The sequence below is a fragment of the Spirulina subsalsa CS-330 genome (assembly GCF_028330765.1).
GTDB classification, from domain to species: domain Bacteria; phylum Cyanobacteriota; class Cyanobacteriia; order Cyanobacteriales; family Spirulinaceae; genus Spirulina; species Spirulina subsalsa_A.
This window is the reverse complement of the sequence record NZ_JAQMTY010000181.1, coordinates 1-24,027: the sequence shown is the minus strand read 5'-3', so window position 1 is coordinate 24,027 and position 24,027 is coordinate 1. Positions and strand designations below refer to the sequence as shown.

The following is a 24,027-nucleotide window of genomic DNA, read 5'->3' as shown; positions in this document are numbered from 1 at the left end:
TTAAAGGACTCGCTGTCGCTCGATTTGTTTGTTGGTGCAAATTCATCTCGCCACTAAAAGGCACGTCCGCCGTTACCTTCGGTAACTCTACTCGGACTCGCTTTATAGTGGGAGTCTTCTTTGCACATTTTAAGATAATTTCCCTCCTCATCTTGGCAGTCCCGCAGATATTCCGCGATCGCCACCAAAAAGCCCGCCGTCCCACAAGCCGGATCACAGACAATCTCGCGGGGATTCGGCCCCATCATTTCCACCATCAGTTTAATAATGTGGCGCGGCGTTCTAAATTGGCCATTCGTTCCCGCCGTGCTCAGTTTCGAGAGCATATATTCATATAGATCCCCCTTCGTATCCCGATCCTGCATCGGGATCTGGTCAATCTGCTGCACCACATTAGCCAGTAACGCCGGACTGCTGATCATAAACGTGGCATCTTTCATGTGGACGGCATAGGCTCCCCCAGCCTTCCCCAGGGTTTTAATCATCGGAAACGCCTGATCCCGCACCACGTCTAACTGTGCCGCCGGATTGAGATTCTTAAACTTCGACCACCGACAAGCCTGCTGTTCGGGAGTAAAGAGGGGCTTTTGCACCGTTCCCCCGAACCGATTCGCCTTTTTTTCCTGGGCGAGTTCCAATTCATCCAGCCGTTTAATAAATAGCAAATAGGAAATCTGCTCGATCACCGACAGGGGGTTACTAATGCCACCACTCCAAAACGTATCCCAAAGGGTATCGACTTTCGACTTCAGTTCACCCGTAATCATGCGGCGACAATCCTTAAATGTGCATCCCTACCATTATCGGGGATCGGATGGAATCGGGTACAACATTCTCATCAAACCGCGAGGGAGCAAGACGCTAGTGATTCACTGCGCGATCGCCCGTCCGGCAAGCCAGCCCGTTGTCCAGGCATTTTGGAAATTAAACCCCCCCGTTATCCCGTCCACATCGAGCACTTCCCCGGCGAAATGGAGACCCGGACAGCGACGACTGGCCAGGGTTTTAAAGTCCACTTCTTTTAAATCCACGCCGCCACAGGTGACAAATTCCTCCTTAAACACCCCTTTGCCGGTGATGTGATACTGGCCTTGGGTGAGTTCGCGGGCGAGGCTGAGCAGGTCGGCTTTGCTCAGGTGGGCCCAGAGTTGATCGGGGTTGGCGAGGGTGAGGGTGACGAATCGCTGCCAGAGGCGTTTTGGTAAGGAAACCGGGCAGGCGGTGATCACTTTGCGTTTGGGGGTGGTGTGTTTGGTGGTGAGGAGAATTTGGCGCAGGGTTTCGAGATTCTCGCCGGGACACCAGTTAATCGTTAAAGGGGCGTGATAGCGCTGGTCGTGGAGGTGTCGCGCTCCCCAGGCGGAAAGCTTGAGGACAGCGGGGCCGCTCAGGCCCCAATGGGTAATCAGTAGGGGGCCGGTTTGTTGGAGTTTCGTTTTGCCTGGGCCGAGGGTGACGATCGCAGGATCGACACTGACCCCAGCGAGATCTCGCAAACGGGGATCATCCAGTTTGAAGGTGAAAAGGGAGGGCACGGGGGGGATCAGGGTATGGCCGAGGGACTCGATCCAACGGTAGGCGAGGCGATTGGAACCCGTGGCGAGGAGGATGCGATCGCAGTCCCACCGTTCCTGTTTTAACTGAATCTGCCAGCGATCGCCGGGGATAATCTCACGCACGGCGGTTTTTAAACGCACCTGTACCCCTGCCGCTCGTGCGGTGTGGATCAGGCAATCGGCAATGGTTGCGGAATCGTCGGTGATCGGGAACATTCGGCCATCGGCCTCGGTTTTTAACTGCACCCCCCGCGCCGCAAACCAAGCCACCGTATCCTGAGGCTGAAACCGGGAGAACGCGCCCCGTAACGCCCGCCCCCCCCGTGGGTACTGCTGCACTAACTGGGCCGGATCAAAACAATGGTGCGTCACATTGCACCGGCCGCCGCCGGAAATGCGGACTTTCCCCAAGGGTTCCGGGGCAGCCTCGAAGATCGTCACCTCGGCCTGAGGATTCGCCAACGCTGCCGTAATCGCCCCAAAAAATCCCGCCGCGCCGCCCCCAATCACACCAATTCGCATGGATGCAATCCTCACCCTTTCACCGCCCACACCCGGATCGTATTGTCGCGGCTACCGCTGACGATCGTGCGGCCGTCGGGACTGATGGCCACGGAGCGGATCAGGTCGGTGTGACCCATTAGGGTGTTGAGGTGTTCGCCGCTTTCAAAATCCCAGATTCTTAGGGTCGCGTCGCGGCTGCCGCTGATGATCGTTTTGCCGTCGGGGCTGATGGCAATGGAGGTGACGGATTGACTGTGGCCGCGCAGGGTGCGGAGGACGTGGCCGGTGCGCAGATCCCAAATTTTGATCGTGCGATCGCGACTCCCACTCACCACATATTGACCATTGGTGGTCACCACTACCGAGCGAATCTCATCGGTATGGCCCCAGAGGGTGTTGAGGGTTTTGCGCGTTTCCAGATCCCAAATTTTAATCGTATGGTCGCGGCTACCGCTCACCACCTTATCCCCCTTGGGCGTGATCGCGAGATCCGTCACGCCTTTGGAATAGCCCACTAAACTCCCTTTCACTTTACCCGTGGGCAGATCCCAGAGCTTAATTTCCCGACTGCGCCGAATGAAGTTAATCAACGACAACAGGGGCGAGGTACTTTTTAAAGGTAAGTAACTGAGCAGCCCGGACAGGCCGGTTTCAAATTCCGGCTTGGCGGTTTGGTCGGCACTGGCACTAATGATCACGCTGCCGTCTGGACTGAGGGCGACAACGTAGATTTTATGATGGGCATCGCCGCTAATCGCTTGAATTTCTGTGCCGTTGTGAATGTCCCAAATCCGGATCGTGTTGTCGGTGCTGCTGCTAATGATGTGGTCGCCGTCGGGACTGATGGCGATGGAAAGCACAGAGGCGGCATGGCCGGTGATCGTGCCGGTTTCGCGGCCGGTGCGCAGATCCCAGGTTTTGATCGTGCTGTCTTTGCTGCCGCTGACGAGGGTGCGGTTATCATTGGCGATCGCCACCGTCTGCACCCAATGGGAATGGCCCGTAATCACGCTGATGCACTCCACCTCTAACCAGGCTTGCTGGGCGAGGGGGCGGGCGTGTTTGGACTTGCGCAACTGTTCTTTAATCAACTGCTCCGCTGCATCGCGCACTGGCCCCGCTTCGTCTCGCAGGGCGTTGATCACCAGATCATAGCCTTCTTCTCCGTAGTCCAAGGCATCCCGGAGGGCGGCGTTTCGTTCTGATTCAAGACGGCTTTCAAACCGCATCTTCACTTCATCAAACCCCAACAGCGTCACCATGCCATCCTGAAGTAGGGTCGCCTTGGTATCAGGATTTTCAAAGGAGAAGCGCGGAAACTGGGCCGGGTCGATCTCTTGCTTGTCTTCGAGGACGGTATATTCGGGGCTGTCGTTGAGCGCGTCTAGCTCCTCATCCTCTGAAGCTAAGGCCGCATCCAGTTGTTGTTCGAGGCGGTGGGCGGCGGGGGGGCTGGTTTGCTGATCCGCCAGGATGGTGCTTTCTGCGTCGGGGGTGGCTAGGGTGAAATCATCGAGCGTGGCGAAGGGATCACCTGGATCGGTGGGGGGCGGGGCGGGCGATCGCATCTCGCCTAACACCGTATTTTCCTCGGTATCCGGTTCGAGTTGATCCGAGGGGTTAAACTGAATTTCTCCCAGGGGCGCGATCGGATGATCATCCGCATCTAGGCGGGGATCGGGCATCGGCGTGACCGGATCGGGTTCCCAGCTTGAAAGATCAAACTCAAAATCATCCCCAAGGGTGAAATCATCCCCGGTTCCGGCAGCATCAGCAGGGTCAGCCCCAACCGTAAGCTGCGATTCCCACTCGTCTTCCCCGGCTAACGGGATCTCTGGATCGGGCTGGTCACTTGGGGTATAGGCTAGGGACGGATCAATAATTGGGTCGGGGATGGGGGCGGGGTCTGGCTCGGCGAGAAAGTCGGAGGCGGCATCGCTGGCGTTCGTCGCGGCCATCGAGTCCGCTGGTATCTCTGCAAAGGAATAATCCAACCCTAAATCCAGGGGAGCCAGATCATCGGAGGGGGTGACTGGGGGGGGGTCGGGGTCGGGGGTGAGGAAGAGAGCGTCGTTTTCCTCCTCGGCATCGAGTTGGCGGGGCGGCAGGGCGGCGGGCCGGGTGAGAAAACTAGAGAGATCTTCGTCCTCAAAGGGATGATCGTCTTCGTCGGGGTCAAAGGCTGCGGGGGACGGTGCGATCGCCGGCTCCTGATTCCAAAAAGCCTCTGGGTTAAACTCCAACGGCATATCATCGGTGGCCGATTCCGGCGCGTCATCCGGGGCGGACGGCTCATCAACGCCAAAATCGCCAAAGACAGTATTCTCCACCGGATCGGGTTCCACGGTAAGATCCGCAGCGGGAACCACGGCAGACGGACGCGGGGCCGGCGCGATCGCTTCATCCTCCTCGTAAAATTCCCCCACCGGCGGCGCACTAAACATCCCCCCCCGGCTAAACTCTGAACTCAACGCGGGCGAATTAACCAAATCTTCCGGTTCTAGCTCCAGTTCAGGCGGGGTCTGGGTGTCGCGGGTGTAGGGGGTGGGAACGGCAGGATCAGACGGGGCTGGGGTGGGCTGCACCTCTGGAGCTTGGGGCCGGATGAACGGCTGAGTAAACCCGGAGGTGGGGTCAAAGGGCGGTTGCTCTAGGTCGTGGGGGAAGGCCTCAAAATCATCAATGAGTTGCAGTTCTTCCGGCAGATCGAGGGCCTCGGTGGATTCAGCCGCGGCCATAAAATCATCCAACCCCGCAAAGGGATCATCCCCCTCTGGCTGTTCTGCCGCTAAATTCCCAAAATCCACATAGTCTTCAAAGGCATTTTCCAGATCGGTGGGGTCGAGATCCTCAACGGGTGTTGGGTCTGTGGGGGGAATCGTTGGGGGATTGTCCGCGATCGCTGGGATCACCGGGTCTGGCGGAACGGTGGGGGGTTGGGGTGGAGGTTCAGGCGCGGAGAATTTCGGTGGGGGTTCAGGCACGGGGGGCGCGATCGCAGGTTCTACCGCTTTTTTGACCGCTTTGGGGGCTTTCTTCTGGGGGTTGAGCGCTTTCGCTTTTTGGATTGCAGTTTTAACGGCGCGTTTGAGTTGCGATCGCTCAAAGGGTTTATCCAGAACCTCCACCGCTGCGTAGATCGGCTCCGTGAGATCCGGATCTTGGCGCTGGGAACCCCGCATCACCACCAGGGGAATCTGTTGAAAATCGGAATCGGCTTTCAAGTGAGCCACCACATCCCAACCGCTCACCTTCGCCAGCGCCGCATTGAGCAAAATAAACCGAATCCGACCCCGTTCTTGGTGAATCAGAGCTAACCCTGACTCGCCATCACTGGCCTCCGCAATTTCATAGCTGCCGGGGGGGAGCAGTCGGCGCAATTTGCTGCGTACAACACTATCACCATCTAATATGAGGACTTTGTGACTCGCCATGGGTCTTTCAAAGACTCGAAATGCAAGGGACAGATTGGGAGCCTAATTTTGGATACATTAACCCTCAGTAGACCCACCAATAACAATAGTAGGCCGTTCATTCCAGATCGCGACGGAACCCCAGGATTTTAACCTGGGCCATGGCTCATCTATGGCGCGGTTCACACCATCCACCCCACAGTTAACCGCGCCCACCACAACAGAATGAGAAGCGCGATCGCCACCCCATCCCCCCAGCGCAACTGCAACCGATGCCACTGCACCCGATGCTCGTTCGGCGCAGTGAACCCCCGCACATTCATCGCCAGGGCAATCTGTTCGGCCCGCAATAACAAATTCTCAATCAACCGCTCCGCCACCACCAGCCAGATCTGGATCGTCTGTTTCAGCCCGATTTTTTTCCAATTAATCGCCCGCGTCCGCACCGATCGCGTCAAATTCTGCACCTCCTCCAACACCAACGGAATGAACCGCAACGCCAAGGTCAACGTCAGCAAAATTTCCGTAATCGGAATCTTAAAGCGGTTCAAGGGGTCAAGCAATTGTTCGAGACCCGTGGTAATTTCTTCGGGAGCCGTCACCAACAGATAAAGGCTCGTGCTGTAAACCAAGGTAAACAAGAGGGTTGTAAAACGGGTCGCCAAATCCAGAGAATGCCGCGTCACGGTAATGCGCCCCACCGACAACACCACATAGTCGTAGGGCGTGGGCTGGATGTCGCGATAGTCGCCAAATTGGTAGCCCGTGGCGGTGATATCTGACAATTCGGCCCCGATGAGGCGGGGCTGACTCGTGAGGGCAAGACCATCATCAAAAATACAGGTAATCACAAACGCCAACCCCGCCACGATCAAGAGCCAGCCCATTTGCTGCTTCCAGGCCCGCCAGGGAATCCGCGCCGTCAGGGTCAGGATAATTAACAACCCCACCAGGGCAATCCGACAGGCATTATTCGCCAAAATCGGCGCGAGCAAAAACGTCATCAACCACCCCAACTTCACACGCGGATCGAGGTGGTGCAGCCAGGTGACGGGCTGTTCAAGATAAAGACCAATGGGGAGCGATCGCAATAAGTCCATAGCAGTATCCAAGCAGAACCGCGCCCAGACACCGACCACGATTCACCAATTAACCCTCCCTACTGTAGTCCATTGCCCGAATTTCGTGACATGGGCAGCGATGCGATCGCCCCATTTACCCATGAGATAATATGGAGGTACTACCACTCAGCAAGACTTGTCATGATTGCGAATCCCCAAGATCTCCAACTCTCAGCAGCAGACTACCTCGCCCACGAACAGGACAGCCCGATCAAGCACGAATACCGCGCTGGCGAAATCTACGCGATGGCAGGCGCAAGTGAAGCCCATGTCACCATCGCGGGTAACATTTTTGCATTGCTTCGCAGCCATGTGCGGGGTTCCGGCTGTCGGGTCTACATGGCAGACATGAAAACGCGCATCGACGCGAAAAACTGCTACTACTATCCCGATGTTGTCGTGACCTGCGATGAGCGCGATCGCGCCTTAAAGCAGTTCAAACAATACCCCTGCCTCATCATCGAAGTCCTCTCCCCCGGAACCGAAGCCTTCGATCGTGGCGATAAATTCTTTGACTATCAACACCTAGCGACCCTCCAAGAATACGTCGTCATCAGCCAAACCCACCCCAGAGTTAACGTTTTTCGGCGCGATCGCTCCGGCCTCTGGACACTACAATTCTACGAACCCGATACCCCCATCCACCTCCACAGCATCGATTTCACCATCAACTTCAATCAACTCTACGAAGATGTGGTTTTCGAGGAACCTAACACCGCAGAACCGCCGACCGAGTGAGGTTAGCAGTTCCTAGGGGTTGATGGGGTTAGGGGTGCGATCGCACCTATTTTACGAGCAGTTGAATATCTAAACTCTGCATTTTCTCCTGTAACCACTGCTCAAAGAGTTGATTTTTGAGTTCTGTTTCGACCTCTCCTTCTAACTTAGCAGGAAGGAATTGTTCAATCCGAAATAAACCATAACGATCCTCTAGGGGTACTGGGCCCACAACACTTCCGGGCTGTGCCGATTCCACCATGGGCTTGAGAACATCTGGTAAGCTGCTCTGACTGACAGGCCCCATCATGCCGTTCATAATGCGATCGCTCGTCAAAGAATGTTCTTGAGCCAGGGTTCCAAAACCAGCCGGATTGCTTACAAGCTGTTGCTTTAACAATTCTGCTTGACCGGAATCTTCAACGATTATTCGAGATAAAACCACTTGATCCAGTAGGTTTTTTTGCTGTTGAAAATAGTCTTGAAGTTTAGGGGCTGCGATCCGTTCTCGTAACTGATCAAGACGCAAATCTCGCTCGATACCTTGACGTAGATCTTCATAGGTTAGTCCACTTTCTGTAAGCCAACCTTGAAATTCCTCTTGCTCAATTAGTTGATTCTGAATCCGAAAATTCAGCAAGGTCTGCTCAATTTCTTCATTTTTAATCTGAACATCTTTGAGTTCATCAAGTTCAGACTTAAGCAAATGCTGCCGCACAATCTGAGCCAGAAAGTCACCCAGTCGCCCAGAGTCTTTAAGATATTGAATCCCTTGGCTAAGGGCAATTTCTGTGGAGTTGATTTTGAGAAAGGGAATATTACTCATGTTCAGAGAACTCATTGATTTTACAAACAGAATAAAGGCGTTGCAAATCAGAAAATTAATTCTTACCCGCAACACCTAATCAGAATCATTCGGTCAGTTTACGGAGACAAACTTACATGTTATATGTCCAAGCTCGATAATTTTGCTGAATTTGTGCCCAGCTTAATTCAACATGACCATCATCAGTTTTATTACCGATACCCCAAGGATTAAATAGCTTGAACTTTTGCGTCAGGCTGTTGAATCCAACCATTACATAAGCATGACTGCCAACGAGATTACTAAGAATAGGTTTTGAGTTAGAACTTAAACCAATTTTCGTTCCATTATTGAAGGCATTGATAATTTCTTGAGCACTTGATGGTAAGGAGTCCTCACGCTTACCCGATTCGGCTGTGATATGTGCGACTGCATTATGCTTCGAACCTGATTCAATCCCTTCGTAGGAGTTTGTTCCATCCCGGCCAATAGAGCCAGCCTCATTGACTTGAGCATAAGCTTTTTCAGCTAAGGCAACCCAGAGTTCATTATCAGCCTCTTTATAGGTATCCCCATAACCATTTACTTTTGCAAAAGGTAACCAACCTTGACTTGTTTCGGTGGGAAGGTAACGGTCAACAGTCACATAATCTGGTTCGCCGTTGCTCTTGAATAATCGGACGGTGTAAGTATCGTCTCCATTGTCAACAAACATCTTTTCAATAGCATTAGGTGTCTTGAGTGCCGTTGCAGCCAAACCAGCTAAGTAATAGCAATCGCCAGCTACACCTTGTTTCACATCTTGATAACTGACTCCATTTTGGAATAACTGACCATTAACCTCACGATATGTCATGAGAATTTTAGAACCATTGGCGTATGTGAAATCACCAATCACTGACGGGCGATCTTTACCAAAGAAGTGTTCTTGGATCAACTTGTCAAGATGTTTATCATCAGTACCAGCATACAAATTACCTAGGGTTTGACCTTGAAATTTAGCATTAGCAGCATTACCATTCACCACTTTGCTGGAGAGAACTTGAACGTAGTCATCCTTAAAGAGGCTGGTGTTATTCACCAAGGCCTTCAGATCGCTGAATTCGTTGCTATCCACCGTGAGACCATCTTTGGCATTGTTGAAGATATCAATCATGTCCTTGCGGTCAAGCACACCATCTTGGAAACGAGACCGAGCTACTTCACGAATAACTGTGTCCTTGATGTTCTGAGTAAACCAGTCATTCTGCTCGACAACCTTTGTGGTCATCGAGAAGTTTTTCACCGTACTCCACTCACCAGAACTATCACGCACTGAGACAGAGAGGGAATCTGCACCAGAGGCATCACCACCTACAAAGCGTACTGTATCCAGTTTATCAGCATCAACATAGAACGTATTACCGGCTTCTTGTTTTACGCCATTGACAGTGAAATAACCACTACTGTTTTTTGCATTCCAGTCTTTGAAGGCATATTGTGTAATAGCATCACTGTCTGCATCGGTAATGGTAAAAGTGGGTTTAATTACTTGACCATTACTGATGGTTTGACTGGTTGCACTCACCACAACCGGAGCAGAGCCACCTTGGGTCGTGATGTTGGCATTCTTCCAACCACTCCAAGACTGACCATCGGAGGCGTTGATGTGAATCTTATCGCTCCCTTTCGCACTACCCCCCACAAACTTCACAGTGTTTAGTTTGTCAGCATCCACATAAAAGACTTTCCCGGCGGCTTGTTTCACGCCATTAATGGTGAAATAACCACTGCTACTGCTGCTATTCTCGTCATAGAAACCATAACGGGTCATCTTGTCGCCATCCAAATCAGTCACAGAGAATTGCGGTGTGATGCTCTGACCCCGATTGACCGTCTGGTTGTTGAGATTCACCACAGGAGCCGTATTGACTTTTTGAGTAGTCATATTGATGGCTTTGTGACCCCAGGTTTGCCCGTCATAGGCCCAAATGCCTACTTTATCGATGCTGGCTTGGGAACCGCCCACAAATTTGATGCTGTTAAGCTGATCGGCTGTGATGGAGAATCCGCTGTTCTGTTTTACACCATTAACGGTGAAGTAGCCGCTGGTGCTGCTGGTGTTGTAGTCGCGGAAGTAGTAGCGTTGGATGCGATCGCCATCGGGATCACTGACGCGGAAGTAAGGCGTGACAATGCTTCCGGCTTTGACCGTTTGGTTAACGGATGTCACAATCGGCGCACGATTGACCCGTTCTGTTTCAATATCGAAGCGCTCACTATTTCCCCAGGTTTGACCGTCATAAGCCCAAATGCGAACGCTATCCGTCCCGGCTTGAGAGCCACCCACAAAACGCACGGTATTGAGCTTGTCTGCACTGACGGAGAAGCCACTGGTTTGTCGGACACCATTGACCGTGAAGTAGCCACTGGTGCTGGTTTGGTTGTAGTCCGAGAAGTAATAGCGTTGGATGCGATCGCCATCGGGATCGCTCACCCGGAAGAATGGCACAATGCTGGAGTTAGCAGTTACTTTTTGGTTACTAGCCGTCACCACAGGCGCTTGATTGGAGCGCAGGGTTTCAACGGTGTAGGTGTCGCTGCCCCAAGTCTTACCGTCGTAGGCATAGACTCGGAGGCTTTCTTTACCCGCTTGGGAGCCGCCCACATATTTAACCGTGCTGAGTTTGTCGGCATCCACGTAGAAGCCGTATGATTGTTTGACTCCATTGACCGTGTAGTAACCGCTGGTACTATTGTTGTTTGAGTCGTAGAAGTAGTAGCGTTGGATGCGATCACCATCGGCATCACTCACCCGGAAGAACGGCGAAACATTGCTACCAGAACGCACTTGCTGATCGTAAGCCGTAACAGTCGGGGCGCGATTGGCCACGACTGTTGTATAGGTTGTGGTGGTGCTACCCCAAGTTTTGCCGTCGTAGGCGTAGATGCGCACGGAATCAGTTCCGATCTGGGAACCACCGACAAAGCGCACAGTGCTAAATTGATCCGCATTCACATAGAAACCACCAGATTGTTTCACACCATTAACGGTGAAGTAACCACTGGTGCTGCTGCTGTTGTAATCTCGGATGTAGTAGCGTTGGATGCGATCGCCGTCCGCATCACTTACCCGAATCGAGGGCAAAATGCTCACACCACTGTTCACAGTATGAGCCGTGGCGGTAATCGTAGGCGCACGGTTAGGAACACGAGTGGTGTAGGTGACATTCTTGCTGCCCCAGGCTTTACCATCGTAGGCGTAGATGCGCACGGAGTCGGTTCCGGCTTGGGAGCCACCCACAAAGCGCACAGTGTTAAGCCTGTCCGCATCCACGTAGAAGCCACTGGATTGTTTCACACCGTTGACAGTGAAGTAACCACTGGTGCTACTGGAATTGGAATCGTAAAAATAGTAGCGTTGGATGCGATCGCCGTCCGCATCACTCACTCGGATGTAGGGATAAATGCTCGAACCACTGTTGATGGTATAGTCATACGCCGTAATCGTTGGGGCACGATTAGCAAGGCGGGTGGTATAGGTGGTGGTTTGGCTGCCCCAGGTTTTGCCATCGTAGGCGTAGATGCGCACGGAATCAGTGCCGGATTGGGAACCACCCACAAAGCGAACTGTATTAAGCTTATCCGCATCCACAGAGAAGCCGCTGGACTGTTTCACGCCATTAACGGTGAAGTAGCCGCTGGTGCTGTTGGTGTTGTAGTCGCGGAAATAGTAGCGTTGGATGTGATCGCCATTGGCATCGCTCACCCGAATAGAAGGTGTCATGCTCAACCCTGTACTGACAGTCTGGTTATACAGACTGACAACCGGCGCGTAGTTGATCGCAGCACGGGTCGTCATACGGAAATCATCACTGCCCCAAGACTTGCCATCATAGGCATAGACTCGTACCGATTCTGTTCCCGCCTGAGAACCACCTACATACTGCACCGCACCGAGACTAGCAGCATCCACAAAAAAGCTGCTGTTTTGTTTCACACCATTGAGGGTGAAGTAACCGCTGGTGCTGCTGGTGTCGGAATCGTAAAAATAGTAGCGTTGGATGCTGTCACCATTGGCATCACTCACCCGGAAAAATGGAGTGCGACTTTGACCTGAGTAAACCGATTGGTCGTAACCCGTGACGGTGGGAGCATAGTTCGTGGAACTGGAGTTACCGAAACCATCTTCTTCCCAGTCATAGTCATCATCGAAGGTTCGCTGTTGATCCCAAGGATTGACCACATCTTTTTCGTCAACCGTGTCACCAATGTGCGAGTCATCCTGTGCAGGCACATCTTCCTTCTGAGTGGCCCAATCATCCCGAACGATGTCCCCTTGACTGATCGGATCACTCACATCGACCTCATCTGTGTCGTCGCTTGTGTCATCCACAACAACATCGGGGTCATCAACATCATTTGTGTCCGTGTCGGTGTCGTCCACAACGACATCATCAACGATTTCGGTATCGGGCGTTTCCACCGTAACCGTGTCATCCGTGATCACGGTTGTGTCATCCGTGATGCCATCATCAACCGTCACATCGTCGGTTTCTTGACTGCTGCGAACATATTCAAGGATTTCCCAGCCCGTTTCGGTATCTCGCCAATCGGCACCTTCGGCGACCATTTCATCCATGAGGGCGGCTTCGCCTTCTGCGCCGTGGATTTGGAAGACGATGTCGTTGTAGTCACGATCGCTGCTATCCACACTCAAATCTTCAAAGGCAAAGGTATTGCCATCACCAGTCACATCGGCGACTTGGCCGAATTGCAGATCATCGTCGGGGTTGGCGGTTGCCATGGAGAAACGCACACTCCAGGTTTTGCCCTCGCTGACTTCTTCCATCGAGTGGTTGGCAGCGAGCATAATCCCAAACTTGTCACCCGATCGCATCTTGACAGTGTTGGGTTCTTGGTACTCACCCGCGTTGAAATTGCCCTCGCCCATGTGACCGCTGAATTTTGCGCCCTCGGTGGCATCGGAAATGACCACATGGCCGAGTTCAGAACCACTCAAGGCACGACGAGCAGCCTCTTGGATGTAGTCCTGACTGCCGATTTCAAACTCGTCCATCCCCTCTAGGCTAAAGATTCCGACTTCACCGTTGCTGTAGAAGCCGCCATCGTAGAGGAAGTCTACTTTCACGTCACCGGATTCACCAACGGTGAAAACCCCGGTGGTGTAATCCGCTGAGAGGGTGACTGGACTGTCAAACCCATCTAGCCCGCCCCCATCAAAATCACCGAGATCAACATCGCCATCTTCACCCCCTGGGATGACACCCATGGGGGTCCAGATCGGTTCCAGGATGAGGGATTGCTGATGACGACGGCGGGCGGATTTGCGTTTACCGAACATGGCGGATGCTCCTTACCTACAAAGTTTGGATGAGGGATTGGTGACCGAGAACAAAGAAAAATTCTGCTGTAATGTTGTATCTAAGCGTTTGACGATTTTTTATGCAAAATCTTTGAAAAATTTTCCGGATTGCTCGAATTGATTTTTGAATGCCTATAGGTTAACGGTATCAATGGGATTAATCATTAACGATAAATTTTTGGTGAAGAATAATTCGATTTTATGAAGGAGAGATGAAGGGCAGAAGGGAGGCGTATTTTGAGGGGCGCGATCGCTCAATTCCTTGTGAGCAGGCTGATTGCGATCGCACTGTGATTAAAGGCATGAGGAGAGTTTGCTCGCACCATGAGACGTGTTACGGAGCAGAAACAGTGTAAAAAACTGATCCCAGACCATTAATAGTGCGGCGATCGCTTGATGTTGAATGGCAATATCTCAGTAATATTACGGAGCTAATATTGGGGTTAAATCTTATTCTCCGAAACCATACCGAGTCCAGTTGAGATGTTTCCGAATTTCGAGGCGGATTTTTTGATAGAGCGGAATTTTTTCACCGAGAATTTGGGCATGAATTTTCTGATTGGGTAGGAGGTCATGATCAGGATTTTGCAGTTGAGCGCGGGCGGTGAGCCGTTGTTGGCCGGTTTCGTCGGTTTTGAGTTGGGGGTCAATCTCTTGAATCACGGTTTCGTACACCGAATGACCGGTTTCATGGAAGCGAATTTTCACGATCGCCCCCGGTACGACCATCGGCGTATCCACCTGGGGCACCTCAATCACCACATCGAGGGTGTCAATATTGGCGATTTCCATGATTGATTCGTTGGCCTGCATTTTGCGCCCCAACTTTTCGGAAAGATCTGTCGAAAGCACCATGCCGCTTTCGGTGCTGATTAGGGTTTGGTTACGATCGCGCCGCTCTTGAAGGGTTTGGAGTTTGTGTTGGGAGGTTTGGACGAGGCCGCGGAGGTGGGCGAGTTCGCTGTGGGCGGCGGCAAGTTCGCGCTGGGCGGTGATCATGCTGGCGCGGCTTTGTTGCCAGCGATCGCGACTGGTTCCTAGTTCATCCTGCCAATCGTGGCGCATCGCGGCGATTTCGGCAGCTTTGCCGTCGATTTGGCGCTGAATTGTCGTGATTTCGTTGATTTTGCGCTCTTTCTCACTGAGGATGAGGCTGAGTTCGCTATCTTTGCGATCAATTTCAGAAATACTCAAGACACCGCGACCGCCGGGTTTTGCCCAGACGGCTCGCAGGCGTTTGATTGCGGCTCGGACAGTGCTTTCTCGATCTTCGAGGTGGGCGATTTCGGTGCGGAGGCCGCTGATATTGTCTTGCAGGGCGGCTTGTTGTTGGCGCAGTTGGCCGATCGCTGGGGGTTCACCCGTGAGCCGTTGATTGATGCGACTGGCTTGATTGGCGATCGCATCCCCCGCCATCTGGGTTTCATACATCCGACCCTCAAGCACGGGAACCTGTTGTTCCAGTTGGTCGAGTTGCCGCTGTTGTTCTTGAAGTTGCTGCTCCGTGGCGAGAATTTCGTCTTCGAGTTCGAGGGTGCTGACGCGGGCAATGGGGGTATTGGGGGTGATGCGATCGCCCGTTTCCACGAGAAATTCCACCACGGTTCCGGGCACTTCCATAAATACGGGGCGAGTGTTGGGCGGTTCGAGGATGCCATCGGCGATCACATCGTTGGCGACGGGAATAAACCCAGCAGCGGTGAGGGCGGTAAACACTCCAGCGATCGTAATCCAGCGCGACACTTCAAATACGGGGGTCGTCAAAGACGTGGGGGGGTCTGACACGGTTTTTTGCGGTTGAGCGGCAGGCTGCTGGGGAGCCGCCTTAGATCGAGGGGGTTGAACCTTGAGGGGGGAGGGTTTCGGGGTGGATTCAGACATGAGGATCGTCGGGTAGATGGGCATGGGGTAGGATCGACAGCCCCTACTGAATCGAGAGTCCGAGGGTTAATCACTGGGCCAAAGGTAATAGATGAGCCAAAGCACGATCGCGGCTAACACCGTCATCGGTGCATTGAGCAACGTCCAATCCACCAAGCGCCAGAACAAAAAGCCAAATACAAACCAGATATAGAGCAAACTGAACGGGGCATAAAACGCCAGGATGGGGATATCTTCCGGGTCTTCGGGGCTGGGTTGGCCTTGGAGCCAGCATTTATACAGGAGGAAGGCACGACTGCGGAGATTGTTGATCCCGGTGATGGCGACGGCGAGATAGTAGCCGTCGAAGCGGGCCAGGGGGTTAAGGTTCAAAACAATCGTGAACAGTCCGGCCATCATGGCCATGATGCTGGCGATACTGAGCCAGGTGTTCGGCGTGGCTAACGTCCAGATCCAAAAGGCGATCGCAGCGATCGCAATCTGCACAATCAACCCCGCCGCCACCACCCAAACCCGATGGGTGCGTTTCAGACAATAGGAATCGGACGTATCGGTATAGGCCGCCGGAAAGAGGCACATCCAGAGCACCCCCATTTCCGGCACGATGCCGTGATAATGTTTCAGGGTTAAGGCGTGGCCCAGTTCGTGACAGACCACAACGAGGATCGTCACGCCAATAAACGGCAGCCACAAACTCGACCCATAGACCGCCATCAGTTGCTGTGCTTGATAGGCGATCGCCCCCCCGTGATACAGCCCCACCACCACACTCACCGTCAAAAACACCACCAACCCCCAGGCAAACGGCCGCGTCCACACCCACACCAACCATGGCGCAACCCCTTGCAGCCAGCGATCGGGATTAATCAACGGCATTTTAAAAAACAACAATTGCAGCGGGTTAAACTTCCCCCGTGGCGGCTGGCGTGGTGCTGTCCCCTCTAGCATTCCCGTCGCTCCCATCTGCTGCCAAAACGACTGAAACTCCGCCTTTGATAACCCCGCCCGGAGCAGCAATTTCGCCAAGGGCTGCCGTCCTAGACCCTCCATCACCTGTTTATGGGCCTCGCTGGCCTGCATATAGGTTTTGTGGGTGGGATTGCGTAAAATCCAATACCCATCAGGGTTATAACGCCATTCCACGCCTGGATTGAGGGGGGATTGTCCCGCTGGACGAGGGGGGGCATCTGTGGCACTGTCAGGGGTGTTCAGGCTTAACACGCCATGGTCAATCAGTTTTTGGAGCAAGCGGGGGATGAAGTCCGGATCGGATGATTGTGTTGCCCAGCGTTGGGCGATCGCTCCCAGGGTTGTGGTGCCGTTAAACTCTTGCAACACCTGACATTCAGCCGCCGAGAGACTAATTCGGACATCCCCCCCCATCAAAACATAGTCCTGGGTCTCTTGGCGTTGGCCCAGTTGCCAATATTGACCCAGCCGAGGGGTCGGCCAATCCAGCCAATTGTCAAATGCAGCAAAGCTCATGACCTGGGTACCAATACACGTTGCAAAAATAGAGTTTCCCTATCATTTACTTATCAGGGTATCCGAGCAATTTTTATGCACGATTCATTGAATCAGTTGATCTCCAAAACCCGCGAGATTGGTTAATCTTGATGGCTCAAAGATCTGTAAACCATTGCACCACAAGGATTCTCAAAAAACTGTGATCGGTTATAAAATTTCGCGGCCGGTGAGGAGTTTGCGGACTTCGAGCATGGCGGAATAGGTGGGGACGATGTGGAGGGTTTCGTCGGCGGGGGTGCGGGCGATCGCAGTCTTGAGGGCAGATTGGAGGTTGTCGTCGGGGATGAGTTCGCAGGGGTTGGCTTGGCTGGGGGGGTTGGCTTGGCTGTATTGAATGCGCAGAGCCATGTCATAGGTGCGATCGCCGCTGACGATGATTGTGCCCCCCGATGTGGTGAGGGGTTCGGTGTCCACATCCCAAATCCAAGAGACATCAGTGCCGTCGGGGGTGCGATCGTTCAAAATCAGGAAGGTGACGGAGGATTTGCCGGCGAGTTTTAACTCATTGACGGCGCGGATGGATTCGTTTAAACCGACGGGATTTTTAGACAACAAAATGCGAATATGTTTGCCCTCGTAGGTGAGTTCTTCGGCGCGGCCAAAGGCGGCTTTAAAGGTTTGAATGGTTTGGGTGATGGCGTTGCGATCGATGCCCATGGTTTGGGCGAGGAGGGCGGCGGCGAGGGTGTTGTATTTGTTGTAAATACCGATTAAGATTTGTCCCCATTCTGGGCTATTGATGGCGAGAGGGTGTTTTTTGAAATCACAACTAGGGCAGGCATAATCGCCGAGGTGAGAGAGATAAACCCCTTGGTAATCGAGGGATGCGCCACATTGGGGGCAGTAGATGGAATCGACGGCGTGGGGAATTTCGCTGAGGTAGCGATCGGGTTCATTGAGGCCGAAATAGCGGACGGTTTGGGTGAGGTTTTGGCCGAGGAAGTTGAGGGTAGGATCATCGGCGTTGAGGATGATGGTGGTGTCGGTGGGGAGAGGTGCGATCGCACTTTGCCAGCGGCGGCTAATCGTATCCACTTCGCCGTAGCGATCCAGTTGATCACGGAATAAGTTCAACGCCAAAATATAGCGGGGGCGACAGTCTTTAAGCACCAGGGGGAGGATGTTTTCATCCACTTCGAGAATGGCATAGTCCCGATCCAATGTGCCGAAGGCATCGGTATCGGCGAGGAGGGCGGTGATCAGGCCGTTAATCAGGTTGGCTCCGGTGGCGTTGTGGGTGACGTGCTTGCCTTGCTGTTCGAGAATGGTGCGCAGCAGAAGGGAGGTGGTGGTTTTGCCATTGGTGCCGACGATTAACACCACACCGGATTTGACCTGCTCGAAGAGTAAAGGAAGTAAGCGGGGATGGAGACGGCGGGCAATGGAGCCGGGGAGCACGCTAGCCGCGCCGAGTTTTAGTCCTTTCACGATCGCAGTAATGGCCTTTGCTGTGGCAACCGCTGCCCCCAATCGCACTCGATCCAGTAAATTCATCGCGCCCTCACTTGTCCATCCTGAAAGTCCAAACTTTACTATAGAAGGAAGCGGAAACCCACGAATAGGAAACCGCGAGAGGAGCGATCGCGTCTGTCATAACAATAGATGGTGAGGAGTGGTGAGCATGATGATATTGAGCCAATTACGAGATCCGAAACGATGGGTACGCCCGATGCTGCTGTTATCGGTGGGATTACATGGGGCGCTCCTCTGGCTGCCAATGCCGGCCTCTCCCTCCTTAACCGAGGCAGAGCCGGAAATTGCCCCCGAAGATACGATCAAAATCACCCAATTACCGGGCTTAGGCGAGTTCCCCCCCGCGCCACCAGAATCAGGGATCACGCCCATGCCCCTGGGGACAAAACCAGCGGGTGATCCGGTGCGTCCGTCCCGATCATCCCGTTCGCAGCCCCTCAACCGGGCGGATGAGCTTGTGGTGGATGAACGCGCCCTGGATAAGCGTCCCCGCCCCCAAGCCTCCCCCACGCCAGCCACACCCACCCCACCCTCGGAATCGACCCCCAAAACCGAACCCACCCCCAACAACGCCAGCCCAGAACCGGGCGCACCGACCCATGAACGCGGCGGCGGAAAAAGTGCAGGGGAGGATGGCCCCGCTACGACGACACCAGGGGGCGGCGGTGGGGGTCAAGCGGTTGATCCCTTTGTGAATTTTCCGGTTTACGGTAAAGCCTTGGCCGGTTCGGTGCATCTCTTGCCGCCCCAGTACGATCGCGCCGCCATGAATACCCGTGATTCCCTAGCGACAGTGGGCGAGTTTTATCAGGCAGAAGTGCCGCAGCGGGAGTTTAACCCCTTAGAAGTGGTGAGCGATGATCCGGCGTTTCGGGTCTACAAAGTGTCCACGGCTAACGTTGCACCCCGCTACTTGCATTTGATTTCCATTGATCAACAGACGATCATCCTGCTCCTGTCCCAAGCCTTGCAGCCCACGGAAATCGCCAAGCTCAAGGAAGTGGAAACCCTCACCGCCGAAGAACGCCAATTTGAGCAACTCTTCGCCCAACTCTACACCGAAAAATCAATGTCTGATTTTGCCCTCACTGACCCGATCGCCAATCCACCCAAGGAACTGGAAAAAAATCCTGACAAATTACTCGCCCGGGGCAAAGTGAGCCAACCCTTCCCCAACTCAGATCTAGAGCAACAGGTCAAAACCCGACTCGAACAGTTGAACGGTCAATTAGTGCCCCTCGGTGCGCAAACCTATCTAGTGCAGTTGCCCAATAATGTGGTGCGGACGATTCACTTTGTCTCCCTGGATGGGGGGCAATCGACGGGGGTGGTGACGACGGCTCCCTAGGGGGATGGTCTGGGTTGAATGGGTGGAGATTGGGGCAATGCGAATGGTGGTTCTCCCGTTGTGCCGCGTCTTTGATGGCATAATGGGGGGTGTTGGTTTAAAAAGAACGCACCGTTAAATTGCTATGGATATTATGACGCTGGGTTGGGTTGGAGTTTTATCTCTGTTTACATGGTCGATCGCGATGGTTGTCTGGGCGCGTAACGGATTCTAGATCATGAATGCTGAACTGTTTTACAACATTTCCATTCTCGATGTGCTGTTTTTGGCGGCGATCGCTCTATTGATTGCCATCAGTGGCGGGGTGATTTACCTTTCTACGATTGAATGGCGCGATCGCCGTCGCCAAGGTCGCGATAAAAAAATGCAATAATTGCGCCATTGTCGAACCATCCCCCGGCTCAGGGACAGCGTAGCCCAGACCGGCATTGATTTGAGCGACCTCCGGATTCCGATCACAGGAATGGATGGGGGTCGCTCTACCATTGGCGGCACAGTGGTTGAGGATGTCACTCATCCCAAGGCGATCGCCACTCATCCCCCTCCCCATGGCCATTGGTTTCAATTTCCCCCGCATCCGGGTCTGGAGATATCACGGGGGATTCAGCGAGTTTGGGGGGAATGGTTGCCGCGTAGGGGTCTGGGCGTTTACCCTCTGGGGGTGGCGTGGCGTGGGTTGATTCAGTGGGTTGCTCTGGCTCTGGTACTGGCGATTCTGGCTCTGGTTGCGTCGGGTTTGGTTCCGGTGCAACCGTTGCGGTGTCGTCGGTCTGGGCTGGGGGAGAGGCTTGGGGTTCTGGATCAAGGGAGGGGGTGGGTTCGGCCTCAGGGACAGGCTCAACGGCCTCATGGATAGTCTCAACGGCCTCAGGACTCGGATGATCCGAGGCTTGGGCCACTAATGCCGACGAGCTTACGTCCGGCTTGGGCGGAACAGGGTCGGACTCGGCAGCGTCGGGACTGGGGGATGGCCGATCAGGCGTGGGTGTGGCAGGCTCATCTGAGGGTTTCCCGGTGCGGACGCGGCGGATCGGGAGGTTTGCCACCAGGGAGGTTGTCCGCGCATCGCTAGAGAGGGAGAATTCCGACTCGTCTGAATCAATATCCACGTAGCGGGCGAGGACGGTGAGGATTTCTTGGCGCATGGCTTCGAGGGTTTCCGGACTCAGGCCAGCGCGATCGTGAGCGATCACAAGTTGGAGCCGCTGTTTTGCTGTACTGCGGCTATCGACGGCTGTGCGGTGGAACAGTTGCCCCCATAGCCCATTAATCGCATCCCAAAATGGCTTCACCATGAACACAATTCGCTCTTAGTTAACGTTAACTTGACCCTCGGAAAAAGCGACGAATTCGATTAAACAGATTGTTATGGGCTGCCATGAGATCCAGGAATGGAACCTCTTCCCCATCCAGACGGCGGGCAATATTGTTAAAGGCGATCGCCGGTAAGGATCGGTCTTGATTGAGGGCGATCGGTTCGCCGCGATTACTCGCCGTAATAATCCGCTCATCGTCGGGAATAATCCCCAACAGCGGCACGGCTAAAATTTCTAAAACATCTTCAACGCTCATCATGTCTTGCATTTCCACCATCGCAGGGCGAATGCGGTTGACAATTAACCGAATGGCGCGAATATCGTTGGCTTCGAGGAGGCCGATGACGCGATCGGCATCGCGGACGGCGGTGACTTCGGGGGTGGTGACGATGATCGCTTCATTGGCCGCCGAAATGGCATTACGAAAGCCCAGTTCAATCCCCGCTGGACAGTCCACCACAATATAGTCAAAGGCTTTTTGGAGGGCCATCACCAGCTTTTTCATCTGTTCGGGGGTGACGGATTCTTTATTGCGGTTTTGGGCGGCGGGGAGCAGGGCGAGACTAGGTTGACGTTTATCTTTGACGAGGGCTTGTTCGAGGCGACATTCACCGGCGATCGCTTCCACCGCCGTATAGACGACGCGATTTTCTAACCCCAAGAGCAAATCTAGATTCCGTAAGCCAAAATCCGCATCCACCAGCACCACTTTATGGCCCCGTTTCGCTAAGGCAGTGCCCAGATTGGCGGTGGTTGTCGTTTTGCCTACACCTCCCTTCCCAGAGGTCACAACGATAATTCGAGTCATAAAAGTTTTAACCGGTGAGCCAGTCAGCGTTTAAAGTTTCCATCATATCCGGGATTGATCCGTACTGTGTCTGTATTGCGATCGCACCACCCCCGATCATCATCCTCAGGGTGATTCTATCCAACTTTCGGCCGGACGCGAAAAGGAATGGGTTTTAAAAAAGCCATGGGCTGGGGCTAGACGAATGCCGGTGGCGGTCATGTAGGCAATTTCGGGGTAAAGCTGATCGACGGGGGTTGCAGGGGGACGAGCGATCGCCTCCGCAATCCGTAACTGCATCGCCTCCATTTTGAGGGCAAAAATCTGACAGGCGCGGTTTCCCTCTGCCCCCGCATGGGCAATGCCCCGCAAGCGACCCACCACCACAATATCCCCCGCTGCAATAATCTCACTGCCCGGATTCGTATCCCCAAACACCACAATCGTCCCCGGATGGGTCACTTCCACCCCAGATCGCACCGTGGACTTGAGATAGAGCGGTTCGGCCCAAGCGTTGGCGCTGGGGGTGGGTGGAGGGGTGTGGGGGCCGGTTTGTTCGACGGAATAGCCCGCCCCGGCGGCGGCGACGGCGGTTTGGCGGCGACTGGTGGCCACCAATTGTAAATCCAGATCGACGCTGGCGAGGGCTTCGGCGATCGCCTGCAATTGCCGCCCATCGAGCAAATGTTTCCCCGACAGCAAATGAGCGATCGCGCCCCCCTGCCAAAAGCGTTCCCCCGTGGCGAGACGTTGCTTCAGCCGCTCCCACATTTCCAGCCAAGACGTGGGGGTTTTATCCATGTCCGGCAACAACACCCGCACCACCCCCTCCTGACCCGTCAACCGCACCTGAGCCGAGACATTTTTTAAGCCCGTGGCGGGGGGTGGCTCTGGCGGGGCCTCACTCGGTTTCGTCTCGCCGTTCGTCGTGGGTTGCTCCGGGGGTTTCCCGGTGGATTTTCCTTTCCCCTTGGCGACATGGGGCGGAATCGCTAACCCTTGGGTGAGGTCATCCGGGGGCGCGATCGGCACGGGTGGAGAGTCCTCCGGTGAGGGGGATGCACAGTCAGTGTCGTCGGGGCGAGTGAGTTCAGGGTCAGACATCTATAGCCGCAAATCAACATGTTAATGCTCGCAATCCTACCGCACCCTGGCGACCAAAATGGCCGGTGACTCCTGGGACAGACGGGCCTTCTGGCCCATCCCCCTCGATCATTTGCACCCATCGTCTGGGGATAACATCCTAGGAACAAGGGGCGGTGGTGCATCCTCTGCGCTCGAAATTATATCGAGTATCATTGAGAGAAAATTGTTGCAACCTGCCAATTTTCAATATGGAATTTTCGTTTCCTGCTGCCGGTTTCCAGGACATCTCTGCGTTCCATCCGTTGCGGCTTTTGATCGAGCATGCCCCTACTGCGATCGCCCTCTTTGACCCAGACCTGCGCTACATCATTGCGAGCCGTCGTTGGCTCGAAGACTATGGACTCAGCGATCGCAACATTATCGGTCAATGCCATTACGATATTTTTCCCGAAATTGGCGAAGAGTGGAAAGCAATTCATCAACAGTGTTTACAAGGAGCGATCGAACGTCGGGAGGAAGAAGCCTTTCCCCGTGCTGATGGGAGCATTGATTGGCTCAAGTGGGAGGTTTGATGATGTTCACAGAAGTAATCACGCGCCAGAAAGGAGCAGAACTCGCCCTCACCCAAGCAAACCAAGAGCTAGCCGCCGTCAATCAAGGTTTAGAGCGTGAGCTTGCCCAACGCAGTTCTGAACTGAAAAGCTTCTTTAACCTCACTGAGGATATGTTAGGAATTGCGGGATTTGACGGCTACTTCAAACGAGTTAACCCCGCCTTTGAACGAAAATTGGGCTACACCCAAGCCGAATTCTTTGCACATTTAAGATAACTTTGCTGTGGAACCGGAAATGTATGTTAATGAGCGGGGCGATCGCCGCGAACAACTCCGAGACGAGGAAATTGCCAAGGCGCAAAAACGCAAAGAGATTAATACGCCGGGTGGCCGGGGCCCGGGTGTGATCTAACCGGAACTCTACCCCTCCCTAGGGGTAGGGCTGATTCCTTGTGATGAGAGAAAAATGATAATGAGGATATCTCTAGTATTTTCTTGGGATATCCTCATGGAACTACCCTTACTCTCCTGCCTCGAATCTGTCCCTGACTTTCGTCACCTACGAGGCTTACGTC

At 53.8% G+C, this 24,027-nt stretch carries 16 protein-coding genes and 2 pseudogenes; 6 read left to right on the top strand and 12 right to left on the bottom strand.

The genetic code is table 11. The annotated features are described in order from the left end of the window. Positions 1-131 precede the first annotated feature (131 nt). The 4 genes and pseudogenes from PN477_RS12820 to PN477_RS12805 form a co-directional block, all read right to left on the bottom strand. Positions 132-767 (bottom strand): annotated as a pseudogene (locus PN477_RS12820) (type I restriction-modification system subunit M); the annotation flags it as partial. A gap of 102 nt (positions 768-869) precedes the next feature. Next, positions 870-2,078 carry a BaiN/RdsA family NAD(P)/FAD-dependent oxidoreductase gene (locus PN477_RS12815; protein ID WP_272121804.1) on the bottom strand — a complete coding sequence of 403 codons (1,209 nt, stop codon included), beginning with the start codon at positions 2,076-2,078 and terminating at the stop codon, positions 870-872. Positions 2,079-2,089: 11 nt separating this feature from the next. Beyond that, entirely contained in the window at positions 2,090-5,494 is a 3,405-nt protein-coding gene (locus PN477_RS12810) for a response regulator (protein WP_272121802.1), read from the bottom strand. Between the two features lie 161 nt (positions 5,495-5,655). Beyond that, the gene (locus PN477_RS12805) at positions 5,656-6,573 is read right to left on the bottom strand and encodes an energy-coupling factor transporter transmembrane component T family protein (protein ID WP_417158811.1); all 918 of its coding nucleotides are present in this window, start codon (positions 6,571-6,573) and stop codon (positions 5,656-5,658) included. Positions 6,574-6,735: 162 nt separating this feature from the next. Between PN477_RS12805 and PN477_RS12800 the strand changes: the two genes are divergently transcribed. Beyond that, a complete protein-coding gene (locus PN477_RS12800) occupies positions 6,736-7,332 on the top strand; it encodes a Uma2 family endonuclease (RefSeq protein ID WP_272121798.1) in 597 nt (198 codons plus the stop codon). A 46-nt stretch (positions 7,333-7,378) separates the two neighbouring features. Here the strand turns inward: PN477_RS12800 and PN477_RS12795 are convergent, their stop codons facing one another. From PN477_RS12795 to PN477_RS12775, 5 genes are all read right to left on the bottom strand, one after another. Continuing rightward, entirely contained in the window at positions 7,379-8,212 is an 834-nt protein-coding gene (locus tag PN477_RS12795; protein WP_272121795.1) for a peptidylprolyl isomerase, read from the bottom strand. 37 nt (positions 8,213-8,249) lie between these two features. Next, positions 8,250-13,460 carry a DUF4114 domain-containing protein gene (locus PN477_RS12790; RefSeq protein WP_272121792.1) on the bottom strand — a complete coding sequence of 1,737 codons (5,211 nt, stop codon included), beginning with the start codon at positions 13,458-13,460 and terminating at the stop codon, positions 8,250-8,252. 471 nt (positions 13,461-13,931) lie between these two features. After that, complete coding sequence (locus tag PN477_RS12785) at positions 13,932-15,362, bottom strand: efflux RND transporter periplasmic adaptor subunit (RefSeq protein ID WP_272121790.1); 1,431 nt, start codon at positions 15,360-15,362, stop codon at positions 13,932-13,934. A 66-nt stretch (positions 15,363-15,428) separates the two neighbouring features. Next, positions 15,429-16,847, bottom strand: coding sequence for a hypothetical protein (locus tag PN477_RS12780; RefSeq protein ID WP_272121788.1), 1,419 nt, complete (start codon positions 16,845-16,847; stop codon positions 15,429-15,431). Positions 16,848-17,036: 189 nt separating this feature from the next. After that, complete coding sequence (locus PN477_RS12775) at positions 17,037-18,383, bottom strand: Mur ligase family protein (protein ID WP_272121786.1); 1,347 nt, start codon at positions 18,381-18,383, stop codon at positions 17,037-17,039. A gap of 127 nt (positions 18,384-18,510) precedes the next feature. On the opposite strand from PN477_RS12775, the gene PN477_RS12770 reads away from it, so the two are divergent. The 3 genes from PN477_RS12770 to PN477_RS12760 all read left to right on the top strand — a co-directional run bounded on the left by PN477_RS12770 (position 18,511) and on the right by PN477_RS12760 (position 20,083). Then, complete coding sequence (locus PN477_RS12770) at positions 18,511-19,710, top strand: hypothetical protein (protein WP_272121784.1); 1,200 nt, start codon at positions 18,511-18,513, stop codon at positions 19,708-19,710. A gap of 124 nt (positions 19,711-19,834) precedes the next feature. After that, a complete protein-coding gene (gene petN / locus PN477_RS12765) occupies positions 19,835-19,924 on the top strand; it encodes a cytochrome b6-f complex subunit PetN (protein ID WP_072620278.1) in 90 nt (29 codons plus the stop codon). Positions 19,925-19,927: 3 nt separating this feature from the next. Next, a complete protein-coding gene (locus PN477_RS12760) occupies positions 19,928-20,083 on the top strand; it encodes a hypothetical protein (RefSeq protein WP_272121782.1) in 156 nt (51 codons plus the stop codon). Between the two features lie 628 nt (positions 20,084-20,711). On the opposite strand, the pseudogene minE reads toward PN477_RS12760, so the two are convergent. The 3 genes and pseudogenes from minE to minC form a co-directional block, all read right to left on the bottom strand. Then, positions 20,712-21,005: pseudogene (gene minE, locus PN477_RS20885) on the bottom strand (cell division topological specificity factor MinE); the annotation flags it as partial. A 25-nt stretch (positions 21,006-21,030) separates the two neighbouring features. Next, the gene (gene minD / locus PN477_RS12750; protein ID WP_272121778.1) at positions 21,031-21,834 is read right to left on the bottom strand and encodes a septum site-determining protein MinD; all 804 of its coding nucleotides are present in this window, start codon (positions 21,832-21,834) and stop codon (positions 21,031-21,033) included. Positions 21,835-21,939: 105 nt separating this feature from the next. Further along, complete coding sequence (gene minC / locus PN477_RS12745; RefSeq protein ID WP_272121776.1) at positions 21,940-22,917, bottom strand: septum site-determining protein MinC; 978 nt, start codon at positions 22,915-22,917, stop codon at positions 21,940-21,942. Positions 22,918-23,147: 230 nt separating this feature from the next. On the opposite strand from minC, the gene PN477_RS12740 reads away from it, so the two are divergent. Beyond that, positions 23,148-23,471 carry a PAS domain S-box protein gene (locus PN477_RS12740; RefSeq protein ID WP_272121775.1) on the top strand — a complete coding sequence of 108 codons (324 nt, stop codon included), beginning with the start codon at positions 23,148-23,150 and terminating at the stop codon, positions 23,469-23,471. After that, positions 23,471-23,728 (top strand): hypothetical protein, encoded by a 258-nt coding sequence (locus PN477_RS12735; protein WP_272121773.1) that lies wholly within the window; start codon positions 23,471-23,473, stop codon positions 23,726-23,728. The genes PN477_RS12740 and PN477_RS12735 overlap by 1 nt, the downstream gene beginning before the upstream one ends. Positions 23,729-24,027 lie beyond the last annotated feature (299 nt).

Bases quoted from the DNA above. Each gene is read 5' to 3' on its own strand.
- PN477_RS12815 (WP_272121804.1), bottom strand. From the start codon at position 2,078: ATGCGAATTGGTGTGATTGGGGGCGGCGCGGCGGGATTTTTTGGGGCG.
- PN477_RS12810 (WP_272121802.1), bottom strand. From the start codon at position 5,494: ATGGCGAGTCACAAAGTCCTCATATTAGATGGTGATAGTGTTGTACGC.
- PN477_RS12805 (WP_417158811.1), bottom strand. From the start codon at position 6,573: ATGGACTTATTGCGATCGCTCCCCATTGGTCTTTATCTTGAACAGCCC.
- PN477_RS12800 (WP_272121798.1), top strand. From the start codon at position 6,736: ATGATTGCGAATCCCCAAGATCTCCAACTCTCAGCAGCAGACTACCTC.
- PN477_RS12790 (WP_272121792.1), bottom strand. From the start codon at position 13,460: ATGTTCGGTAAACGCAAATCCGCCCGCCGTCGTCATCAGCAATCCCTC.
- PN477_RS12785 (WP_272121790.1), bottom strand. From the start codon at position 15,362: ATGTCTGAATCCACCCCGAAACCCTCCCCCCTCAAGGTTCAACCCCCT.
- PN477_RS12780 (WP_272121788.1), bottom strand. From the start codon at position 16,847: ATGAGCTTTGCTGCATTTGACAATTGGCTGGATTGGCCGACCCCTCGG.
- PN477_RS12775 (WP_272121786.1), bottom strand. From the start codon at position 18,383: ATGAATTTACTGGATCGAGTGCGATTGGGGGCAGCGGTTGCCACAGCA.
- PN477_RS12770 (WP_272121784.1), top strand. From the start codon at position 18,511: ATGATGATATTGAGCCAATTACGAGATCCGAAACGATGGGTACGCCCG.
- petN (WP_072620278.1), top strand. From the start codon at position 19,835: ATGGATATTATGACGCTGGGTTGGGTTGGAGTTTTATCTCTGTTTACA.
- PN477_RS12760 (WP_272121782.1), top strand. From the start codon at position 19,928: ATGAATGCTGAACTGTTTTACAACATTTCCATTCTCGATGTGCTGTTT.
- minD (WP_272121778.1), bottom strand. From the start codon at position 21,834: ATGACTCGAATTATCGTTGTGACCTCTGGGAAGGGAGGTGTAGGCAAA.
- minC (WP_272121776.1), bottom strand. From the start codon at position 22,917: ATGTCTGACCCTGAACTCACTCGCCCCGACGACACTGACTGTGCATCC.
- PN477_RS12740 (WP_272121775.1), top strand. From the start codon at position 23,148: ATGGAATTTTCGTTTCCTGCTGCCGGTTTCCAGGACATCTCTGCGTTC.
- PN477_RS12735 (WP_272121773.1), top strand. From the start codon at position 23,471: ATGATGTTCACAGAAGTAATCACGCGCCAGAAAGGAGCAGAACTCGCC.